The organism is Streptomyces sp. A1136, assembly GCF_004795055.1.
Lineage (GTDB): Bacteria > Actinomycetota > Actinomycetes > Streptomycetales > Streptomycetaceae > Streptomyces.
The window spans coordinates 88,848-104,865 of sequence record NZ_SSBJ01000003.1 but is presented as its reverse complement, the minus strand read 5'-3'; the positions used below and the strand labels follow the sequence as shown (position 1 = coordinate 104,865).

The following is a 16,018-nucleotide window of genomic DNA, read 5'->3' as shown; positions in this document are numbered from 1 at the left end:
CGAGAGGCGACCTCGTAGGGTCGGGGCATGACCACACCTGACTACATACGCGCGATCCGCGAAGCCGGCGCGGGGCACCTGCTGCTCCTGCTGCCCGGCGTCACCGCCATCGTCGTCGACGACCGCGACCGGGTCCTGCTCGGCCGCCGGGCCGACACCGGCCTCTGGTCGGTGATCGGGGGCATCGCCGAACCCGGCGAACAGCCCGCCGACACGGCGGCGCGCGAGGTGTACGAGGAGACGGCGGTCCGGTGCGTCCCCGAGCGGGTCGTGCTCGTCGAGATGCTGCAACCGATGACCTACCCCAACGGGGACGTCTGTCAGTTCCAGGACATCACCTTCCGCTGCCGGGCCACGGGCGGCGAGGCCCGCCCGCACGACGGGGAGCTGCTGGAAGTCGCCTGGTTCACGGCGGACGCCCTGCCGCCGCTGGAGCCCTTCGCCGTGGAACGCGTCCGGCGCGCGCTGCTCGACGAACCGACCTGGTTCCGGCCCCCCGCCCAGGTCGTCTAGGCCCCGTCGGGCGCTCCGTCGACGGCCCCCGGGCGGGGGCCGTCGACATCGTCCCGGGTCAGCCCGCGACCGCCGCCTCGCGGTAGAGCTCCACCGCCTGGTCGCCCATCACCGCGCTGTACGACACCTCCGGGACCAGACCGCCTTCCTCGTACCCGCCCAGCACCCCGGCCACGGCGCCGTCCACCAGCCAGGGGCTGCCGCTCGTCCCGCTGCTCAGGTCGGGGCAGTCGATACGGCGCTGGGTCGGCGAGAACAGGCTCGTGGCGTTGGTGCAGCGCAGGGGCGAATCGTCACTGCTCGGGTAGCCGACGACCGTCACCGTCGCGTCCTCGGGCTGCTCCGACACCACCGGAAAGCCGCCCACAGCGTCCTCCACCTGCCGAGACCCCGTCGTCGGGGCGACCGACGCGAAGGCGATGTCCTCGTCCGGGTCCCGCCCCTGCGTCCAGCGCGGGGAGACGTACACGCCGGTCACCCGCCACAGCCCGTACGGGCTCTTCCCGTCCCGGTAGCCCGGCGCGAACACCGTGGTGTCGGGGTTGTCCAGGCAGTGCGCGGCGGTGACGATCACACTCCGGTCGTCGCTGTGCACCACTGCGGCGGTGCAGAAGTGCCCTCCGTCCGTCCCGCCCGCGAACAGCGCGCCCACCCGGTCGGAGGCGACGCCGGGCTCGGCCCGCGCGGTGGTGCCGGGCGCCGAGGTGGCGCCGGCGTCCGGCAGATCGACGCTCAGCAGCGCGGCCATCGCCGCCAGCGCGAGCAGGACCCGGGACGCCCGCCGGGCGCGGGAGGAGCCCGCGGGCGCGGCCTGTCTGGGGAGCATGCTGCGGATCATGCACCTGAGCCTGCCCAGCGAGCCTGTGGACAGCGCCCCCGGTTCCATAAGAATCCGCTGTGAATCCCCGGCCGGTCATGTGGGAAGTGCCGAAACGGCGCGCATTTCCGGCATGTCCCCCGAACGGGAGGCGTGAGTCTATGGACGGCGCGGACGGTTTGCCGAGCCGGTGTTGTGCACCGCGGAGGGTGATCATCCGGTCAGGGCGCCCCTAGCCTCACCGCAGGAGCACGAACGAGGGGCGGTACCCGGTGAACTGGCTGATCCACGATTACCGCGAGAGCGATCTCGCCGCGGTCGTCCATCTGATCGACACCACGGCGGAACTCGGTCAGGAGTCCGTCTTCTCGCTCGCCGAGTGCATCAGCGCGCTCACCGACCGACAGCCCTGTGTCGTCGCCGTCCACCAGGGCGTCCCGATCGGCGCCGCCCTCGCCTGCGTCACCGGCGAACGCGCCTGGGTGATGCGCATCGCGATCGCCGCGGGCTGGCGCGGCCGCGGCCTGGCCAGCGCGCTGCTCGTCGAACTGGAACGGCGGCTCATCGCCGCCCGCGTCGGGCGGATCGCCTACGTCCTGCCCGAGGAGGACCTGCTCGGGGAGGGCCTGCTCAACGCCGGCTACACCCGCCAGCCCGCCGTCGCCTACTTCGAGAAGACCGAGCCGCTGCACGGACCGGCGGCCGGCCTCCTCGACGACCTCGGCGGCCGCTTCCTCCCCAACGACCTTTGGGCGAAGGTCGCCGGGATGGAGAAGGAGAAGGACCTCATCGAGCGCCGAGTGGTCCTCCCGCTGGCCGAGCCCGAACGGGCCGCCGCGCACGGCGTACGGCCGCCGCGCGCCGTCACCCTCTTCGGACCCCCCGGCACCGGCAAGACCACCTTCGCCCGCGCCATCGCCTCCCGCCTGGGCTGGCCCTTCGTGGAACTGCTGCCCTCCCGGCTCGCCGACGAGGGGAACCTGGCGGCCGCGCTGCGCGACGCCTTCGCCCGGATCGCCGAGCTGGAGCGGGTCCTCGTCTTCATCGACGAGGTCGAGGAAATAGCACCCGTAAGGACCGAACCGGCGCAGCCCGGCGGCATCCACGGCGTGACGAACGAACTGCTCAAGCTGATCCCCGGCTTCCGGGAGGGCGACGAACGGCTGCTGGTCTGCGCCACCAACTCCATCCGTTCGCTGGACCCGGCCTTCCTGCGGCCGGGGCGCTTCGACTACCTGATCCCGATCGGTACCCCGGACGCCGGGGCGCGCGCCGCGATCTGGTCCCGCTACACGGCCGGGCGCCCGGACGTCGACGTGGCGGCGCTGGTGGAGGCGACCGAACTGTTCACCCCCGCAGACATCGAGCACGCGGCGCGCATCGCGGCCCAGGTGTCCTTCGAGCGGGATCTGGAGGCGGTCGGCGCGCGCGGCGCGTCCGCCCCGCAGTTGGGGGCGAGCACGAGCGACTACCTGGCGGCGGTCGCCCAGTGCAGGCCTACGGTGACCCCCGCGATGACCGGGGAGTTCGCCGCGGACATCACGGCGCACGCCCGCTTCTGACCCGCCGGGCCGTCCGCCGCCGGCGTGCCCGCCCCAGACGTGCCTGCCACGGACAGGCCGGCCAGGTCGGCCCGCGGTCGCTCCCCCGAGCGGCCGCGGGCCTTCCCGCGCACGGGGCTGCCGGCAGGGGCCTACGCCCGGCAGTCGTAGGTGAACGCGACGGCTTCGGCGCGCGCCGCCGGCGAGTCGAGCCGCAGCTCGGCGCGCGCGACGTAGGTGCCGACTCCCTGGAAGGTCCACAGCAGGTGCAGCCGGGCCTCCTTGCGTCCCCTCGGCACCCGTTCGGTGAGCTGCTCGGAGCGCGTGCCGTCGCTGCGCTCCCAGTGGTACGTCAGCGTTCCGGGGCGCCCGTTGGTGGTCACGACGGCCACCACGTCGGCCGCGCCGTCGCAGCCCGGCCCCTTGGGGTCGGTGGTCACCGCCACGTCCCGGACCGCGAGGGCGGGACCGAACCGCTGCCAGCCCAGGTAGGCGAGGACGGCCGCCAGCACCACGGCGGCCAGGGTGTAGCGCCGCCACTGGCCCCGGCCACGGACTGCGGCCGCGGGCGGGACGGTCACCGGGAACGGCGCGGGCATCGCCGCGGTGACGCCGGGGCCGAACCGCAGCACCGGTCCGTCGACCCGGTCGGGCGCGGCGCCCGGGACGGTCGGCGGGGTGTCGAACCGCAGGGTGCCCGATGGCCCGGAGCCCGATGGCCCGGTGCCGCCGGGAACCGCGTCCGTGGGGCCGGCTCCCGCGGGCCCGGCGTCCGGTCGACGGGTGTCGGCCGACGGCGGCGGGCCGCTGAACCAGTGGCTGCCGAGGACCGTGGCACTGTAGTCGTCGCCCTCGGGGGCGTGGGGACCGCTCATCGCGGCGGCTCCGTCGTGGTGCACCTCGGGATGTACTTCGAGGCGATGACCGGCTTCCCGGACGAGGGCGTGGTGGTGACGCGGACGCTCAGGTAGCAGCCCGCCCGGCGCGCGAAGGCGTGGGTACGGGTCACCGGCTCCGTGCCCGCCCGGACGGGCACGGAGTCCGTACCGTCCGCGACGCGCAGGTCCGCGAGGTCGTTCCCGAGGAACCACTCCAGGAGCACCGTCGCCGGTCCGCCGCGCACGTCGAGGGAGACGCTCACCTGCCCGGTGCTCGGGCTGGTCAGCAAGGTGGCCTCCACCCCGGAGACGGTGACCGACGGACTCGGCTTCACGGTGGGGGTCGGCTTCGTCGGAGTGGGGGTCGGCGTCGGCGTAGGGCTGTGGCTCGAACCCGGTGTCGGGGACGGCGAAGTCGAGGCCGAGGGGGAGACGGACGCGGAGGGCGACGCGGACGGCGACGGCGACATCGACGGCGAGGGCGTCGCGGACGCGGAGGCGCTCGGACCCGGCCCCGGGCCCCCGCCGCCCGGCGGCCCGGCACTCGATGTCGCGAACGCGCTCAGCGCCGACGCCCCGCCGGCCTCCCCGGCGACCGCCTCGTACGTGAACACCAGCAGCGCCCCGATCACCAGTACGGCGGCGGCCGCGAGCGCGCCGCGCCGCCCCGGCGGCAGACCCGCGGGCCGGGGCGGGAGCACGGTCGTCGCGAGCGCCGTGGTGCCGCTCGCCGTGGCCGCCGCCGAGGGGAACAGGAGCGGCAGCAGCGCCGCCAGGGCCGCCAGTTTGCGCTGTCCGCGCTCCTCCCAGTCGGGCCCGTACCCGGCCAGCGCCACCTCCTCCAACTCCGCGACGAACGCCTCGGCGTTCTCCGGCCGCTCCTCCGGAGCCTTGGCCAGACCTCGGCGGATCAGTGGGCGTACCGGCTCCGGGGCCTCGGTCTCCGGCACCGGGGCCTCAACGTGCTGGACGGCCAACTCCGCGAAGTTCGTCCCGGGGAACGGCTTGTGTCCCGTCACGCACTCGAAGAACGTGGCCGTCGCCGCGTACACGTCGGCCGCGGGCGAGGCCGGCCGGCCCTGCCACTGTTCGGGCGCCATGTACGCGGGGGTGCCCGCCACCCCGGGTGTGGTGCCGCGTCCGGCCGCGATCCCGAAGTCCACCAGCTTCGAGGAGCCGTCCGCCGCCACCAGCACGTTCTCCGGCTTGTAGTCGCGGTGTACCACCCCGGCCCGGTGCGCGGACGCGAGCCCGAGCAGGGAGCCCTTGAGCAGCACCAGGGCGGCCTCCGGGTCCGTGCTCCCGGACCGTTTGAGCAGGGCGCGCAGGGAGATCCCGTCGACGAGTTCCATCACGATGGCGGCGCCGCCGGGCGCCTCGGTGTACTCGCAGTACTCGTAGAGAGCCACCACGTGAGGGGAGCGCAGCCCGCCCAGGAGCCGGGCCTCGGCCCGGAACTCCCGGACGAAGGCGGGGTCCTCGCGCAGCCGGTCGCCGAGGTACTTGACGGCGACCGGCGTGCCCGTGGCGTCGTGGACGGAGAGCACCACCCGGCCGCTGCCGCCCGCACCCAGCTCCCGGACCGACGTGTACCCGGGAACCGTCCATGCGTCTTTCATCGTTCCCCCTCCGTGGCCCCACCCTGTCCCGGCACCGGTCCGTGCGGCCGACACCCCCTGGGACACGGATTCCGCCATGGCCGGTTCCCGGCGGGACGGGGTGTCTCGGGACGGGGTGTCTCGGGGCAGGGTCGGACGCCAGGGGTCAGGCCACCGCGCGTTCCGCGCCGATCATGGCGTGCAGCCGGTCGGCGGCGGCCCGCCCGAAGGACGGGTCGTTGATGTGCGTGTCGTAGTCGTGCAGCCGGGCGGCGCTGCCCCGCAGTCCGTCGCGCAGCGCGGTGAACAGGGCCCGGTCCGCGCCGGGGTCATGGTAGGGGCCGCCGGGCGCGCCCAGCGTCGACAGTCCGCGCAGTGGGACGCACACCTCCGTGGGCCCGGTCGCCACCCGCAGCTTCGCGGCGATCCGGCGGCCGAGCTCCGCGCACTCGGCCGCGGTCGTACGGATGACGGTGATCGAGGGGTTGTGGACGCGGACCCGCCGGTAGCGGACCCGCTCGGGCAGGCTCTCCAACGGGCCGAACTTCACCAGGTCCAACGCGCCCAGGCTCACCACCTGCGGAACGCCGGCCCGCCCGGCCGCGCTGAGCCGGTCGGGGCCGGCGCTCAGGATGCCCCCGCACAGGTCGTCGGCGAGCTCGCTGAGGGTGAGGTCTAGGACGCCCGCGAAGACGCCCTGCCCGGCCAGTTTCTCCAGGGTGCGGCCGCCGCTGCCGCTGACGTGGAAGACCAACACCTCGTAGCCGAGCGCGGTCAGCCGCTCCCGGGCCGCGTCCACGCCGGTGGTGGTGACGCCCGCCATGCTCGCGGCGATCAGCGGCCGTGACCCCGTCCCCGGCCCGGCCGGGCGGCGCCGCTCCAGCGCGGCACGGGCGTAGCCCCTGGCCATGGCCGCGACGGCCTCCACCGCGTTGGCCAGTACCGGGGCGGAGACGCTGTTGATCCCGGCGATGTCCACGACGCTGTACATCATCGTGATGTCCGCGGAGCCGATGTACGGGGTCACGTCGCCCGAGGCCATGGAGGAGACCATCAGCTTCGGCACGCCCAGCGGCAGCGCGCGCATCGCCCGGGTGGCGATGGAGGTCCCGCCGCTGCCCCCGATCGCGAGGACCCCTTGGAGCCGGCCTTCGGCGTGCAGGCGTAACAGCGTCGCCTCGGCGCCCCGGGCCATGGTGGTGACGGCGGTCCCCCGGTCGCCCGCCGCCCGCAGATCCCTCAGTTCCGTCCCCGCCGCCCGGGCGACCGCTTCGCGCGGCACCTGCGCGGGTATTCGGGGCTCGCCCATGATTCCTGTGTCGACCGTGATCACTTCGACGCCGGCGCGCAGCAGCCTCTCGCGCAGCCAGCCGTACTCGACACCCTTGGTGTCCAGGGTTCCCACCAGCACGACGCTCGTCATATGTGCAATGTCCAGGCACGTGGGGTTTGTTGGCAAGTCAAGGTCGGGTCAACCCCTACAGCAGGTGCAACAGCCTTTCCAGGAAGGGGACTTGGCCTGCGATGAGCTTATTTCGGGCCATCGGGGGAGGGAACCAGGCCACGCGGTCCAGTTCCGGGAACTCCGCTCGCCGGCCCGAGTGCGGCGGCCACTCCATGGTGAAGGTGCCGGGCACCATCAGCGCCGGGTCCAGGTCGGCCCGGACCGCCCAGATCGTGACCAGCTTCCCGCCCGCCATCCGGATCTCGCCGAGCGGCAGGTACGGGCCCTCGGGCGGGGGCAGGCCGATCTCCTCGGTGAACTCGCGGCGGGCCGCGTCCAGCGGTTCCTCGTCCGGGCCGTACTCGCCCTTGGGGATGGCCCAGCCCCCGGCGTCGCGCCGCTCCCACAGCGGGCCGCCCATATGGCCCAGCAACACCTCGACTCCGGCGCCGGTCCCGGCGGCGACCTCGCGGAACAGCAGTAGTCCGGCGCTGCGCTTTTGCGTCATGGGGCCATGTATGCCCCGCCGCGAGGTCCGTCAGTGGTCGTGCGGGCCCTCGCGGTGGACCGGTCCGTGCGCGTCCGCGCAGTGCGGGTCGCGGGGCCACGGGTCCTCGCCGGGGCGGCCGACCGAGAGCAGGGCCTCCTGCGCGTGGTCCACCTGGAGCGTCGTGTGGGTGACCCCGTACTCCTTCTCCAGCAAGCGCTCCAGGTCCCTGCGTACGGCGTGGCAGTCGCCGGCCGGTTCCACGAGCACGTGCGCGGAGAGCGCCGCCTGCCCGGAGGTGATCGTCCAGATGTGCAGGTCGTGCACCTCGGTCACCGGCGGGTGCCCGACGAGCCGGTCGCCGACCGCGTCCGGGTCCATGTTCGCCGGGGCGGCCTCCAGGAAGATCCGGCCCGACTCGCGGACCAGGCCGTAGCCCGCCTTGACCATCAGCACCACCACGACCAGCGAGGCGATCGAGTCGGCCTGGCGGAAACCGGTGGTCCACACGACCAAACCGGCCACCGCGGTCCCGATGAACGCGAACAGGTCGTTCAGGATGTGCTGGTAGGCACCCTCGACGGCCAGGGAGCTCCGGTTCGCCTTCGAGATGCACCAGGCCGCCGTCACATTGACGACGATGCCCGCCAGCGCCGTCACCAGGACCAGGCCGCCCGCCACCGGCGGCGGGTCGAGCAGCCGCCGCACCGCCTCGTACGCCAGCCACACCGCAAGCAGCAGCAGGGTCAGCCCGTTCGCCTGGGCGGAGAGTATCTCCGCCCGCTTGAGGCCGTAGGTGAACCCGCCGCGCGCCGGGCGGGCGGCGAGCCGCATCGCGACCAGGGCCAGCACGATCGAGACCGCGTCGGTGAGCATGTGCGCGGCGTCGGAGATCAGCGCGAGGGAGTGGGCCAGGACACCGATGACCACCTCGACCGCCATGAAGCCGCCGATCAGGCCGAGGGCGATGGCCAGCCAGCGCCGGTCGGCGTCCGCGGCCACCCCGTGGCCGTGCCCGCCGTGCCCGGCGTGATCGTGGTCGTGGTCGTGCCCGGTCATGGCATCCCCCGTTTGTTCGGTTCCGACGCCTGAAGTGAAGCGCACCTTTCGCGCATCGGCAAAGGCTGCAACGGGGACCGTTGTCATTACCCATAACAGGCCCTTGACCTGCCGTTATGCCGCGCCGCTCGGATCGTGGGAAAATTCTGTCCATGGTCCAGCGACCCGGTGCGCCGGCCGCACCCGAACTCGTGCTGGAGACCGCCCGGGGCTCCACCCCCATCAGCCCGGGCCGGACGTACCACGTCGGGCGCGATCCCCACTGCGAGATCTGTCTCGACGACGCCCGCGTCTCCTGGCACCACGCGGTCCTGCGCCCCGAAGGCGATCACTGGACGGTCGAGGACGAGGGCAGCACCAACGGCACCTGGGCGGACGGCCACCGCGTCCGCGAATGGAGCGTCGGCCCCGGCAGCGAACTGCGTTTCGGCAGCGCCGAGGACGGCCCCCGCGTCGTGCTCCTCGGCGCCGCCCCCGACCGCGCCCCCGCCCGCCCGTCCTCCGTCGCGAACCCCGCCCTGTCCGCCACCTTCCACCGGCCGGCCTCCGTACGACCGCTCCCCGCACGGACCGTCCGCATCGGCCGCGCCCCCGACAACGACCTGGTCGTCGACGACCTCGTCGTCTCCCGCCGCCACGCCGAGCTGCGCGCCCTGCCCGACGGGACGTACGAGATCGTCGATGTCGGCAGCCACAACGGCACCTACCTCAACGGCTCCCGGGTCCAGCGGGCGGCCGTCGCCGAGGGTGACATCGTCGGCATCGGACACACCGCCTACTGCCTCGTCGGCGACCAACTGCAGGAGTACGTCGACACCGGCGAGGTCTCCCTCGACGTCCAGGACCTCGCCGTCAGCGTCGACCACGGCCGCAAGGTCCTGCTTGACCACGTCTCCTTCCCCGTCGGCGCCAAGTGCCTGCTCGCGGTCGTCGGCCCCAGCGGCGCCGGCAAATCCACCCTCCTCGGCGCGCTCACCGGGCTGCGCCCCGCCGAGCAGGGCGCCGTCCTCTACGACGGACGCGACCTCTACCGCGACTACGCCGAACTGCGCAGCCGTATCGGGCTCGTCCCGCAGGACGACATCCTGCACGCCCAGCTCACCGTGCGGCGCGCCCTGACCTACGCCGCCGAACTGCGCTTCCCGCAGGACACGGCCAAGGCGGAGCGGCAGGCCCGGGTGGACGAGGTCATCCGGGAGCTCGGTCTCGTCCAGCGCGCCGACCAGAGCATCCACAGTCTCTCGGGGGGCCAGCGCAAGCGGGTCTCCGTCGCGCTGGAACTGCTGACGAAGCCCTCCCTGCTCTTCCTCGACGAGCCGACCTCAGGGCTCGATCCCGGCATGGACCGCTCGGTGATGCACATGCTGCGCGACCTCGCGGACGACGGTCGGACCGTCATCGTGGTCACCCACAGCGTGCTCAGCCTCGACGTCTGCGACCGGCTGCTGGTCCTCGCCCCCGGCGGGCGCGTCGCCTACTTCGGACCGCCCGGCGAGGCGCTCGGCTTCTTCGGCTTCGACGAGTGGCCGGAGGCCTTCGAAGCCTTCGAGAACCAACAGGACCGGGACTGGTCGGGCCAGTACCGCGCCTCGACCCTGTACCGGACCTACGTGCGGGTACCGGGGCAGCCCATGGCGGCCGGCGCCCACGCCGGCGCGGCCCGTTTCGCCGCCGCGCCGCCGAAGGCGCAGAGCTGGACGGCGCAGTTGTCGACCCTCGTCCGGCGCTACGCGGCCGCGCTCGGCGCCGACCGCACCTTCCTCGCCATCATGATCGCGCTGCCGTTCGTGATGGGCGCCATGGCCCGCGCCCTGGCCGGCCACTCCCTCACCCGGGAGACGGCGATCAACGCCCTGCTCATCCTGTGTGTGGGCGGTGTGCTCACCGGCGCGGCCAACGCGGTACGCGAACTCGTCAAGGAGCGCACCATCTACCGGCGCGAGCGCGCCGTGGGGCTCTCGCGCTCCGCCTACCTGATGTCGAAAGTGGTCGTCCTGGGCGCGATCACCGTCGCTCAGGCCGTGGTGTTGACGCTGGTGGCGCTCCTCGGGGTGAACCTCAACGCCCCCGGCGGCAAGGGCGTCCTCCTGCCCCCGCTCGTGGAGATCACGATCGCCGTCGCCCTGTTGTCGTTCACCGCGATGATGCTCGGCCTGCTGGTGTCCGCACTGGTAAGGAAGGAAGAGGTCACGATGCCGCTGCTGGTCCTCCTCGCCATCGTGCAGGTGGTCTTCTGCGGCGCCCTGCTCCAGTTGGACGGCGTGCCGGTGATCGAGCAACTGGCCTGGCTCGTTCCCTCGCGCTGGGCGCTCGGCGCCATGGCGGGGACCATCGACCTCGCCGCGATCGTGCCGGGCAAGATCACCGAGGACCCGTTGTTCGCGCACTCCGCCGGGGTGTGGCTGCTCGACATCGGGATGCTGCCGGCGCTGTCCGTGCTGTTCGGTGTGGTGGTCTCCCGACTGTTGCGTCGACACGAGCCCGCCATCATGCGGAAGTAGCCCCGATGACCTCGATGACGAGCCCTGCCGACGCCGCGGACTTCCGGCCCACGCACGTCGTACCGCAGGACGGGCTGCCCGCCTGGGAAGCACCGGACGTGTCACGGCCGACCGTCGCCCTGGACCCGTTCCTGCCCGTGCAACTGCTGTCCCGACAGGGGGAGTGGGGCGAGGTCCTCTGTTCCAACGGATGGTCCGCGTGGGTGGACGGCCGCCTGTTGGTGGCCGTGCCGCGGCCGCCGCCGACGGGCGGGCGCCCCCTCGCGCGCAGTGAGGACCCCGCACCGCTGCTGGCACGCAGCGCGGACGTGTTGGAGCGCTACCGGAGGGCCGCGGACCAGCTCGCCGCCGGGCGCGTGGACACCGAGGGCTTCCGCAGGGGCACGCGGGGACTGCGGGCGGGCGTGGTGATCGACGGGGAGTCGGTGTGGCTCTACGACGAGGCGGCCGGGCGGTGGCTGTACGCCGAGGGCGGCCGGGCGGCGACCTACGCCGTCGTCGCCGGGCCGGGCTCCGAGGCCGGACCGCGTCCGCCCGACGAGTCGGAGTCCGGTGCGCCGGCCGAGGTGGGAGCGCCCGCGTCGGACGGGTCCGCGCCGGACGGGGCCGGATCGGATGAGGCCCGGCCGCACGAGACCGGGCCGGGCGGGGCCGAACCCGACGACGTCGGCCACGAGTCGACCCTGGTCGTGGAGATCCCCGAGAACGGCGACCGGTGATGTCCGTCGAACCGCTCGGCGGTCGGGCCTCCGACCTGCGCGGCAGGCGGATCGCCGGGTACCAGGTGGAGAGCGAGATCGGGCGCGGCGGGATGGCGGTCGTCTACCGGGCCCTGGACCTGCGGCTGGACCGGACGGTGGCGTTGAAGCTGCTCGCGCCCGAACTGGCCCGCAACGACACCTTCCGACAGCGGTTCACCCACGAGTCGAAGGTGGCCGCCGCGATCGACCACCCACACATCGTGCCTGTCTTCGAGGCGGGCGAGACGGACGGCCTGCTGTACATCGCGATGCGCTACGTCGCCGGGCAGGACCTACGGGCCCTGCTGGACCGGACGGGTCCCCTGCCCGTCCGTACGGCGGTGCGCATCGCGGCGCAGGTGGCCTCCGCGCTGGACGCGGCCCACGCCCACGACCTGGTCCACCGGGACGTCAAGCCGGGCAACATCCTGGTGGCGGAGGGCACCGACAGCGAGCACCCCGAGCACGTGTACCTGACGGATTTCGGGTTGACGAAGAAGTCGTTGTCGCTGACCGGGTTCACCAGCGTCGGACAGTTCGTGGGGACCCTGGACTACGTCGCGCCGGAGCAGATTTCCGGCAAGCCGGTCGACGGGCGCTGCGACGTGTACGCCCTGGGGTGCGTCGTACAGGAGATGCTGACCGGTGCCCCGCCGTTCCGGCGTGACGACGACATGGCCCTGCTCTGGGCCCACCAGTTCGATCAGCCGCCTCCGGTGACCTCGCTCCGCCCCGACCTTCCGGTGGCCGTCGACGAGGTGGTGGGCAAGGCGTTGGCCAAGTCGCCGGAGCAACGGTGGCGCGACTGCCTGGAGTTCACGGGGGCGCTGCGACGGGCCGGGGAGACGGCCGGGGCGGCGGGGGACAGGGCGCGTTCCGAAGGGTCGTCGGGGCGGCTCGCGGGCGCTCTCGGATCGGCCGCGGACCGGGGTCCCGCACCGCCACCGCCCCGTTGGGCGATGCCGGTGTTCCGGTCGCGCCCCGGGGGTGCGTGAGGAGGGCCGTCGAAGCGACGCGCGTCGAGGAGGCGCGTCGGGCAGGCCGCGCGCTCAGGAGTCGGAGGCGAGGGCGGTGCGGCAGAGCACGTACGCCCGGACGTCGGCGTGCGAGGCGGAGGCGTACCAGCCCTTGCGGCCGTCCGGCCCGACGACGGGGTGACTGGCCAGCACGGGGCCGGTGTTGGCGTTCTCCAGCGAGTAGCCGCCGGACTGGACGAGCATGCCGTCGGGGCAGTAGACCGCGCTGGCCGAGACCTCCCGGGGGGTCGTGTCGCGCGCCCCGACGGGGCCGGCGAGGTAGCGGGCGCCGGTGGGTGTCGCTCCCGTGGGGAGGGCGGTGGACAGGGTCAGGGCGACTGCGGATACGGCAAGCAGACCGCCGGCATGGAGCGGCCGGAACAGGCCTTTAAACGTGTTCACGGAGGTGAGGTTGGCACGCGGAATCGATTCGCCGCCGAATCGATCCGAGCCGGTTCACCCGTACGGACCATCGGTTGGTCGCCGCCGGGCGGCCGTCCTCCCGGGTCAGGACTTCGCGGGGCCCTCCGCCCCGTCCGCCGGCCCCCGGTGGCGCAGCGGACGGGCCAAGAGGGCGCCGAGGTACCCGGCCACCGCGCCCCACAGCAGGGCCGGGCCGAGGGTGCGCCACAGGACCGGCGTGAGTTCGACCCTGCCGCCGAGGCCGCCCACGTCGCCGATCCCCAGCAGCGACAGCCCGAAACCCGCCCGGACGCCCGCCAGTAGACAGACCGTCAGGACCGCCAGGGTCAGCGCCAGGCCCAGGTGCAGCGCGTGCCGCCAGGGCCGGACCTCGGACGGGGAGCGTACGGCCGCCAGCACGCCCGTGCCCAACAACAGGACGGCGGCGACCACGACCAGCAACCACCAGCGGGAGTCCCGTTCCGCGAGGGCGGACACGTCGACCGTCGAACGCCCTGGGCCGCGCAGTACCTCGTCCAGCGCGTGCGGCAGCGGCAGCCCGAACGGCCCTTCGACCCGGCCCTCCCAGGCCCCGCCCAACCCCACCGTCAGCGCGATCCACGCCAGGTTCGGCAGGCCGAGCAACAGGACCGCCAAGGTGCGTTCCGCGTGTCCCTGGGTGACCGCCACCACGAGGCCGACGACGCCTGCGAGCGCCACGTACGCGAGGAGCAGCGCCAGGGTGGCGAAGGCGGCCGGACGCACCGCCGTGTGGAAGCGGACCAGCGCGGCGGGCAGGGGGGCGCGCCGCGACACCAGCAGGGCCACGACCAACAGGCCGACGATCCAGAGCAGTCCGCCGAGCAGGGTCACCGGCAGGTCGGCCCGGAATCCCACCGTCGGGGCGGAGCCGACCAGTTCGCCGATGTCGGTGACCAGGGAGTCGCCGGGGGAGAGGGCGAAGGTCTGCCGGGCCACGACGCCGGTACCCAGCAGGGCGAGCAGCCAGAACACGACCAAGGGGACGGCCCGCCCCAGGAGTTCCCGGGCGGTGGCCACCGCTCGTCCTTTCAGGGGCCGCAGGAAGGCGCAGCCCGCCGTCAGCGCACCGGCCAGGCTCACCGACAGCGGCAGCACGGAAAGGTCCAGCGCGGCCCCCGCCAACGACCCGGCCCCGCCCGAGGCGTCGACCGAGCCGCCCGCGGCCAGCACGACGACCGCGGCGACCACGCGCGGGTAGGCGCCGCCCGGCAGATCACCGGCGCCCGCGCAGGCCGACCCGGCCGCGGCGAGCGCGAACATGACCGCGAAAGCCGCCGCCACGGCGACGAAGCCGTCACGCCAGGCCTTGGCGACCCGGGGGGTCGGCGTCGTGGTCGAAGGACTGCTCACTCCGCAAAGGTGGCACCGCCGGCTTGCGGCCACCACCCGAAGGGCGCACACAATGGTCCGCAGGAGTGCGACAAGCGCGGATATTGATGGACATGTCCGTACGGAAGCTGCGGAACGTCCACCGTCCCGGACCGCCTCCGCAGGGGAAGAAGAGCCCGTGACCACGCAACCCTCGGGTGAGGAACCGCCGCGGCCACCCCGGTCCCGGCAGCCGTGGGGCACCCCACGACCGCCGTCCGACCAACCCCCCTCCGGCCCTCCCTCCGGCCCGCTCTCGGGTGGGGGAGGCGGCAGCGGCCCGCCGCCCGCGCCTCCCTCCGGCCCCCCTTCGGGGCCGGGCGCGCCGCCGCCCAAGGGGCCGTGGTGGCGCTCCGTCCCCCGGCTGGTCACGGCCGTCGTCGCGGTGGCGGCCGTCGCCGCCCTCGTGGTGGTCCTCACCCGCGGCAGTCCGTCGGGCAAGGCCGGTGGTGAGGTCTTCCTCCAGCCCGTCTCCGCGACCGGACCCGCCCCCTTCACCGAGTCCACCGCCACCGACCAGGGCACCCCGTCCCCGCAGACCCCGTCCCCCCAGGCGCCGAGCACCGCGCCGAGCGGCACGGCGGCGAACGGGACGACGGTCACCCGCAGCGTCAGCGGGGCGGCGCCCGGGCTCTACGGCGGCACCAAGGACGTGGCCAGTTGTGACGTGGAGAAGCAGATCAGGTTGTTGACCGCCGAGCCGGCGAAGAACGCGGCCTTCGCCTCGGCGCTCGCCGTCAAGCCCGCCGCCGTCCCCGACTACCTGCGCTCGCTGACCCCGCTCCAACTGCGCGCCGACACCCGGGTCACCAACCACGGCTACCGTGACGGAAAGCCCACCGCCTACCAGGCCGTGCTCCAGGCCGGGACGGCGGTCCTGGTCGACGACAGGGGCGTACCGCGGGTGCGCTGCGCCTGCGGGAACCCGCTGGGGCCCCCCGTGGCGCTGCGCGGCGGCGAGCCGAAGCGGACCGGGCAGGCCTGGCCCTCGTACCGGCCCTCCCAGGTGGTGGTCATCGCGCCGTCGGTGACCGTCGTGCACACGTTCGTGATCTACGACCACCACGACGGGCGCTGGGTCGAGCGCGACCGGAACGACCACCAGGGCAAGCACGACAAGACCGTGCCGCCGCCGGTGGTCGAGAAGCCGCCGCCCTCGTCGCGGCCGCCCACCGTCTCCCCGCCGCAATCCCCGCCGGCGTCGCCGCCCGAGTCCCCGGCCCTTCCCCCCGAATCGCCGCTCTCGCCTCCCGAATCGCCGCCCTCGCCTCCGCAATCACCGCCCTCCTCCCCGCCGGAATCCCCCGACACCTCTCCCGCGTCCCCGCCCGAACCGGATCACCCGGGATCGCACACCTCCCACCCGGCCCTCGTCGGGCCCCAGACCTCGCCCCCCACGCCGAGCACCGAGGCCCCCGACACGGCCACGCCGACCACCGCGTCCCCCGATACGGTTACGCCGAGCACGGCCTCCCCCGGTCACCAGGCACCGGCGGAGCCCGCGAACCCGGGCCCGTCCGTCTCGTCCGCCGCGTACCACCGGACCGGTCCCGCCGCACTCCCGTCCGCCGCCCACGACCCGTCCACCGGCGACGTCCGGTAACCCGTGAGA

At 73.9% G+C, this 16,018-nt stretch carries 14 protein-coding genes; 6 read left to right on the top strand and 8 right to left on the bottom strand.

All coding sequences use genetic code 11. From position 1 onward, the window contains the following. The first annotated feature begins 27 nt into the window (after positions 1 to 27). On the top strand, positions 28 to 513 hold the full coding sequence (locus tag E6R62_RS03825) for an NUDIX domain-containing protein (RefSeq protein WP_136211335.1): 486 nt from the start codon (positions 28 to 30) through the stop codon (positions 511 to 513). 58 nt (positions 514 to 571) lie between these two features. Here the strand turns inward: E6R62_RS03825 and E6R62_RS03820 are convergent, their stop codons facing one another. Beyond that, positions 572 to 1,339: a serine protease gene (locus E6R62_RS03820; protein WP_136211333.1), complete on the bottom strand. Its 768-nt coding sequence runs from the start codon at positions 1,337 to 1,339 to the stop codon at positions 572 to 574. A gap of 263 nt (positions 1,340 to 1,602) precedes the next feature. Between E6R62_RS03820 and E6R62_RS03815 the strand changes: the two genes are divergently transcribed. Beyond that, on the top strand, positions 1,603 to 2,892 hold the full coding sequence (locus E6R62_RS03815) for an ATP-binding protein (protein ID WP_136211331.1): 1,290 nt from the start codon (positions 1,603 to 1,605) through the stop codon (positions 2,890 to 2,892). Between the two features lie 131 nt (positions 2,893 to 3,023). On the opposite strand, the gene E6R62_RS03810 is transcribed toward E6R62_RS03815, so the two are convergent. From E6R62_RS03810 to E6R62_RS03790, 5 genes are all read right to left on the bottom strand, one after another. After that, the gene (locus E6R62_RS03810) at positions 3,024 to 3,746 is read right to left on the bottom strand and encodes a hypothetical protein (RefSeq protein ID WP_136211329.1); all 723 of its coding nucleotides are present in this window, start codon (positions 3,744 to 3,746) and stop codon (positions 3,024 to 3,026) included. Continuing rightward, positions 3,743 to 5,368 carry a serine/threonine-protein kinase gene (locus E6R62_RS03805; RefSeq protein WP_136211327.1) on the bottom strand — a complete coding sequence of 542 codons (1,626 nt, stop codon included), beginning with the start codon at positions 5,366 to 5,368 and terminating at the stop codon, positions 3,743 to 3,745. The genes E6R62_RS03810 and E6R62_RS03805 overlap by 4 nt, the downstream gene beginning before the upstream one ends. A 145-nt stretch (positions 5,369 to 5,513) precedes the next feature. Further along, entirely contained in the window at positions 5,514 to 6,770 is a 1,257-nt protein-coding gene (locus E6R62_RS03800) for a Tm-1-like ATP-binding domain-containing protein (protein ID WP_136211326.1), read from the bottom strand. A gap of 55 nt (positions 6,771 to 6,825) precedes the next feature. Further along, on the bottom strand, positions 6,826 to 7,299 hold the full coding sequence (locus E6R62_RS03795; protein ID WP_136211324.1) for an NUDIX domain-containing protein: 474 nt from the start codon (positions 7,297 to 7,299) through the stop codon (positions 6,826 to 6,828). A 30-nt stretch (positions 7,300 to 7,329) separates the two neighbouring features. Continuing rightward, a complete protein-coding gene (locus E6R62_RS03790; protein WP_136211323.1) occupies positions 7,330 to 8,337 on the bottom strand; it encodes a cation diffusion facilitator family transporter in 1,008 nt (335 codons plus the stop codon). A 152-nt stretch (positions 8,338 to 8,489) separates the two neighbouring features. Between E6R62_RS03790 and E6R62_RS03785 the strand changes: the two genes are divergently transcribed. The 3 genes from E6R62_RS03785 to E6R62_RS03775 are packed head-to-tail and all read left to right on the top strand — an operon-like array spanning position 8,490 to position 12,573. After that, on the top strand, positions 8,490 to 10,838 hold the full coding sequence (locus tag E6R62_RS03785) for an FHA domain-containing protein (protein ID WP_136211321.1): 2,349 nt from the start codon (positions 8,490 to 8,492) through the stop codon (positions 10,836 to 10,838). Positions 10,839 to 10,843: 5 nt separating this feature from the next. Continuing rightward, entirely contained in the window at positions 10,844 to 11,557 is a 714-nt protein-coding gene (locus E6R62_RS03780) for a hypothetical protein (protein WP_136211319.1), read from the top strand. Further along, positions 11,557 to 12,573, top strand: a complete 1,017-nt coding sequence (locus E6R62_RS03775; RefSeq protein ID WP_136211317.1) for a serine/threonine-protein kinase — start codon at positions 11,557 to 11,559, stop codon at positions 12,571 to 12,573. The genes E6R62_RS03780 and E6R62_RS03775 overlap by 1 nt, the downstream gene beginning before the upstream one ends. Before the next feature lie 54 nt (positions 12,574 to 12,627). Here the strand turns inward: E6R62_RS03775 and E6R62_RS03770 are convergent, their stop codons facing one another. Continuing rightward, the gene (locus E6R62_RS03770) at positions 12,628 to 12,996 is read right to left on the bottom strand and encodes a hypothetical protein (protein WP_136211315.1); all 369 of its coding nucleotides are present in this window, start codon (positions 12,994 to 12,996) and stop codon (positions 12,628 to 12,630) included. A 105-nt stretch (positions 12,997 to 13,101) separates the two neighbouring features. Next, on the bottom strand, positions 13,102 to 14,388 hold the full coding sequence (locus E6R62_RS39345) for a streptophobe family protein (protein WP_168713952.1): 1,287 nt from the start codon (positions 14,386 to 14,388) through the stop codon (positions 13,102 to 13,104). Between the two features lie 157 nt (positions 14,389 to 14,545). Here E6R62_RS39345 and E6R62_RS03760 point away from each other — a divergent pair, with 157 nt between their 5' ends. Continuing rightward, a complete protein-coding gene (locus E6R62_RS03760) occupies positions 14,546 to 16,009 on the top strand; it encodes a DUF6777 domain-containing protein (RefSeq protein WP_206308638.1) in 1,464 nt (487 codons plus the stop codon). Positions 16,010 to 16,018 lie beyond the last annotated feature (9 nt).

Coding starts and splice junctions, on each gene's coding strand:
- E6R62_RS03825 (WP_136211335.1), top strand. CDS start 28: ATGACCACACCTGACTACATACGCGCGATCCGCGAAGCCGGCGCGGGG.
- E6R62_RS03820 (WP_136211333.1), bottom strand. CDS start 1,339: ATGCTCCCCAGACAGGCCGCGCCCGCGGGCTCCTCCCGCGCCCGGCGG.
- E6R62_RS03810 (WP_136211329.1), bottom strand. CDS start 3,746: ATGAGCGGTCCCCACGCCCCCGAGGGCGACGACTACAGTGCCACGGTC.
- E6R62_RS03805 (WP_136211327.1), bottom strand. CDS start 5,368: ATGAAAGACGCATGGACGGTTCCCGGGTACACGTCGGTCCGGGAGCTG.
- E6R62_RS03800 (WP_136211326.1), bottom strand. CDS start 6,770: ATGACGAGCGTCGTGCTGGTGGGAACCCTGGACACCAAGGGTGTCGAG.
- E6R62_RS03795 (WP_136211324.1), bottom strand. CDS start 7,299: ATGACGCAAAAGCGCAGCGCCGGACTACTGCTGTTCCGCGAGGTCGCC.
- E6R62_RS03790 (WP_136211323.1), bottom strand. CDS start 8,337: ATGACCGGGCACGACCACGACCACGATCACGCCGGGCACGGCGGGCAC.
- E6R62_RS03785 (WP_136211321.1), top strand. CDS start 8,490: ATGGTCCAGCGACCCGGTGCGCCGGCCGCACCCGAACTCGTGCTGGAG.
- E6R62_RS03780 (WP_136211319.1), top strand. CDS start 10,844: ATGACCTCGATGACGAGCCCTGCCGACGCCGCGGACTTCCGGCCCACG.
- E6R62_RS03775 (WP_136211317.1), top strand. CDS start 11,557: ATGTCCGTCGAACCGCTCGGCGGTCGGGCCTCCGACCTGCGCGGCAGG.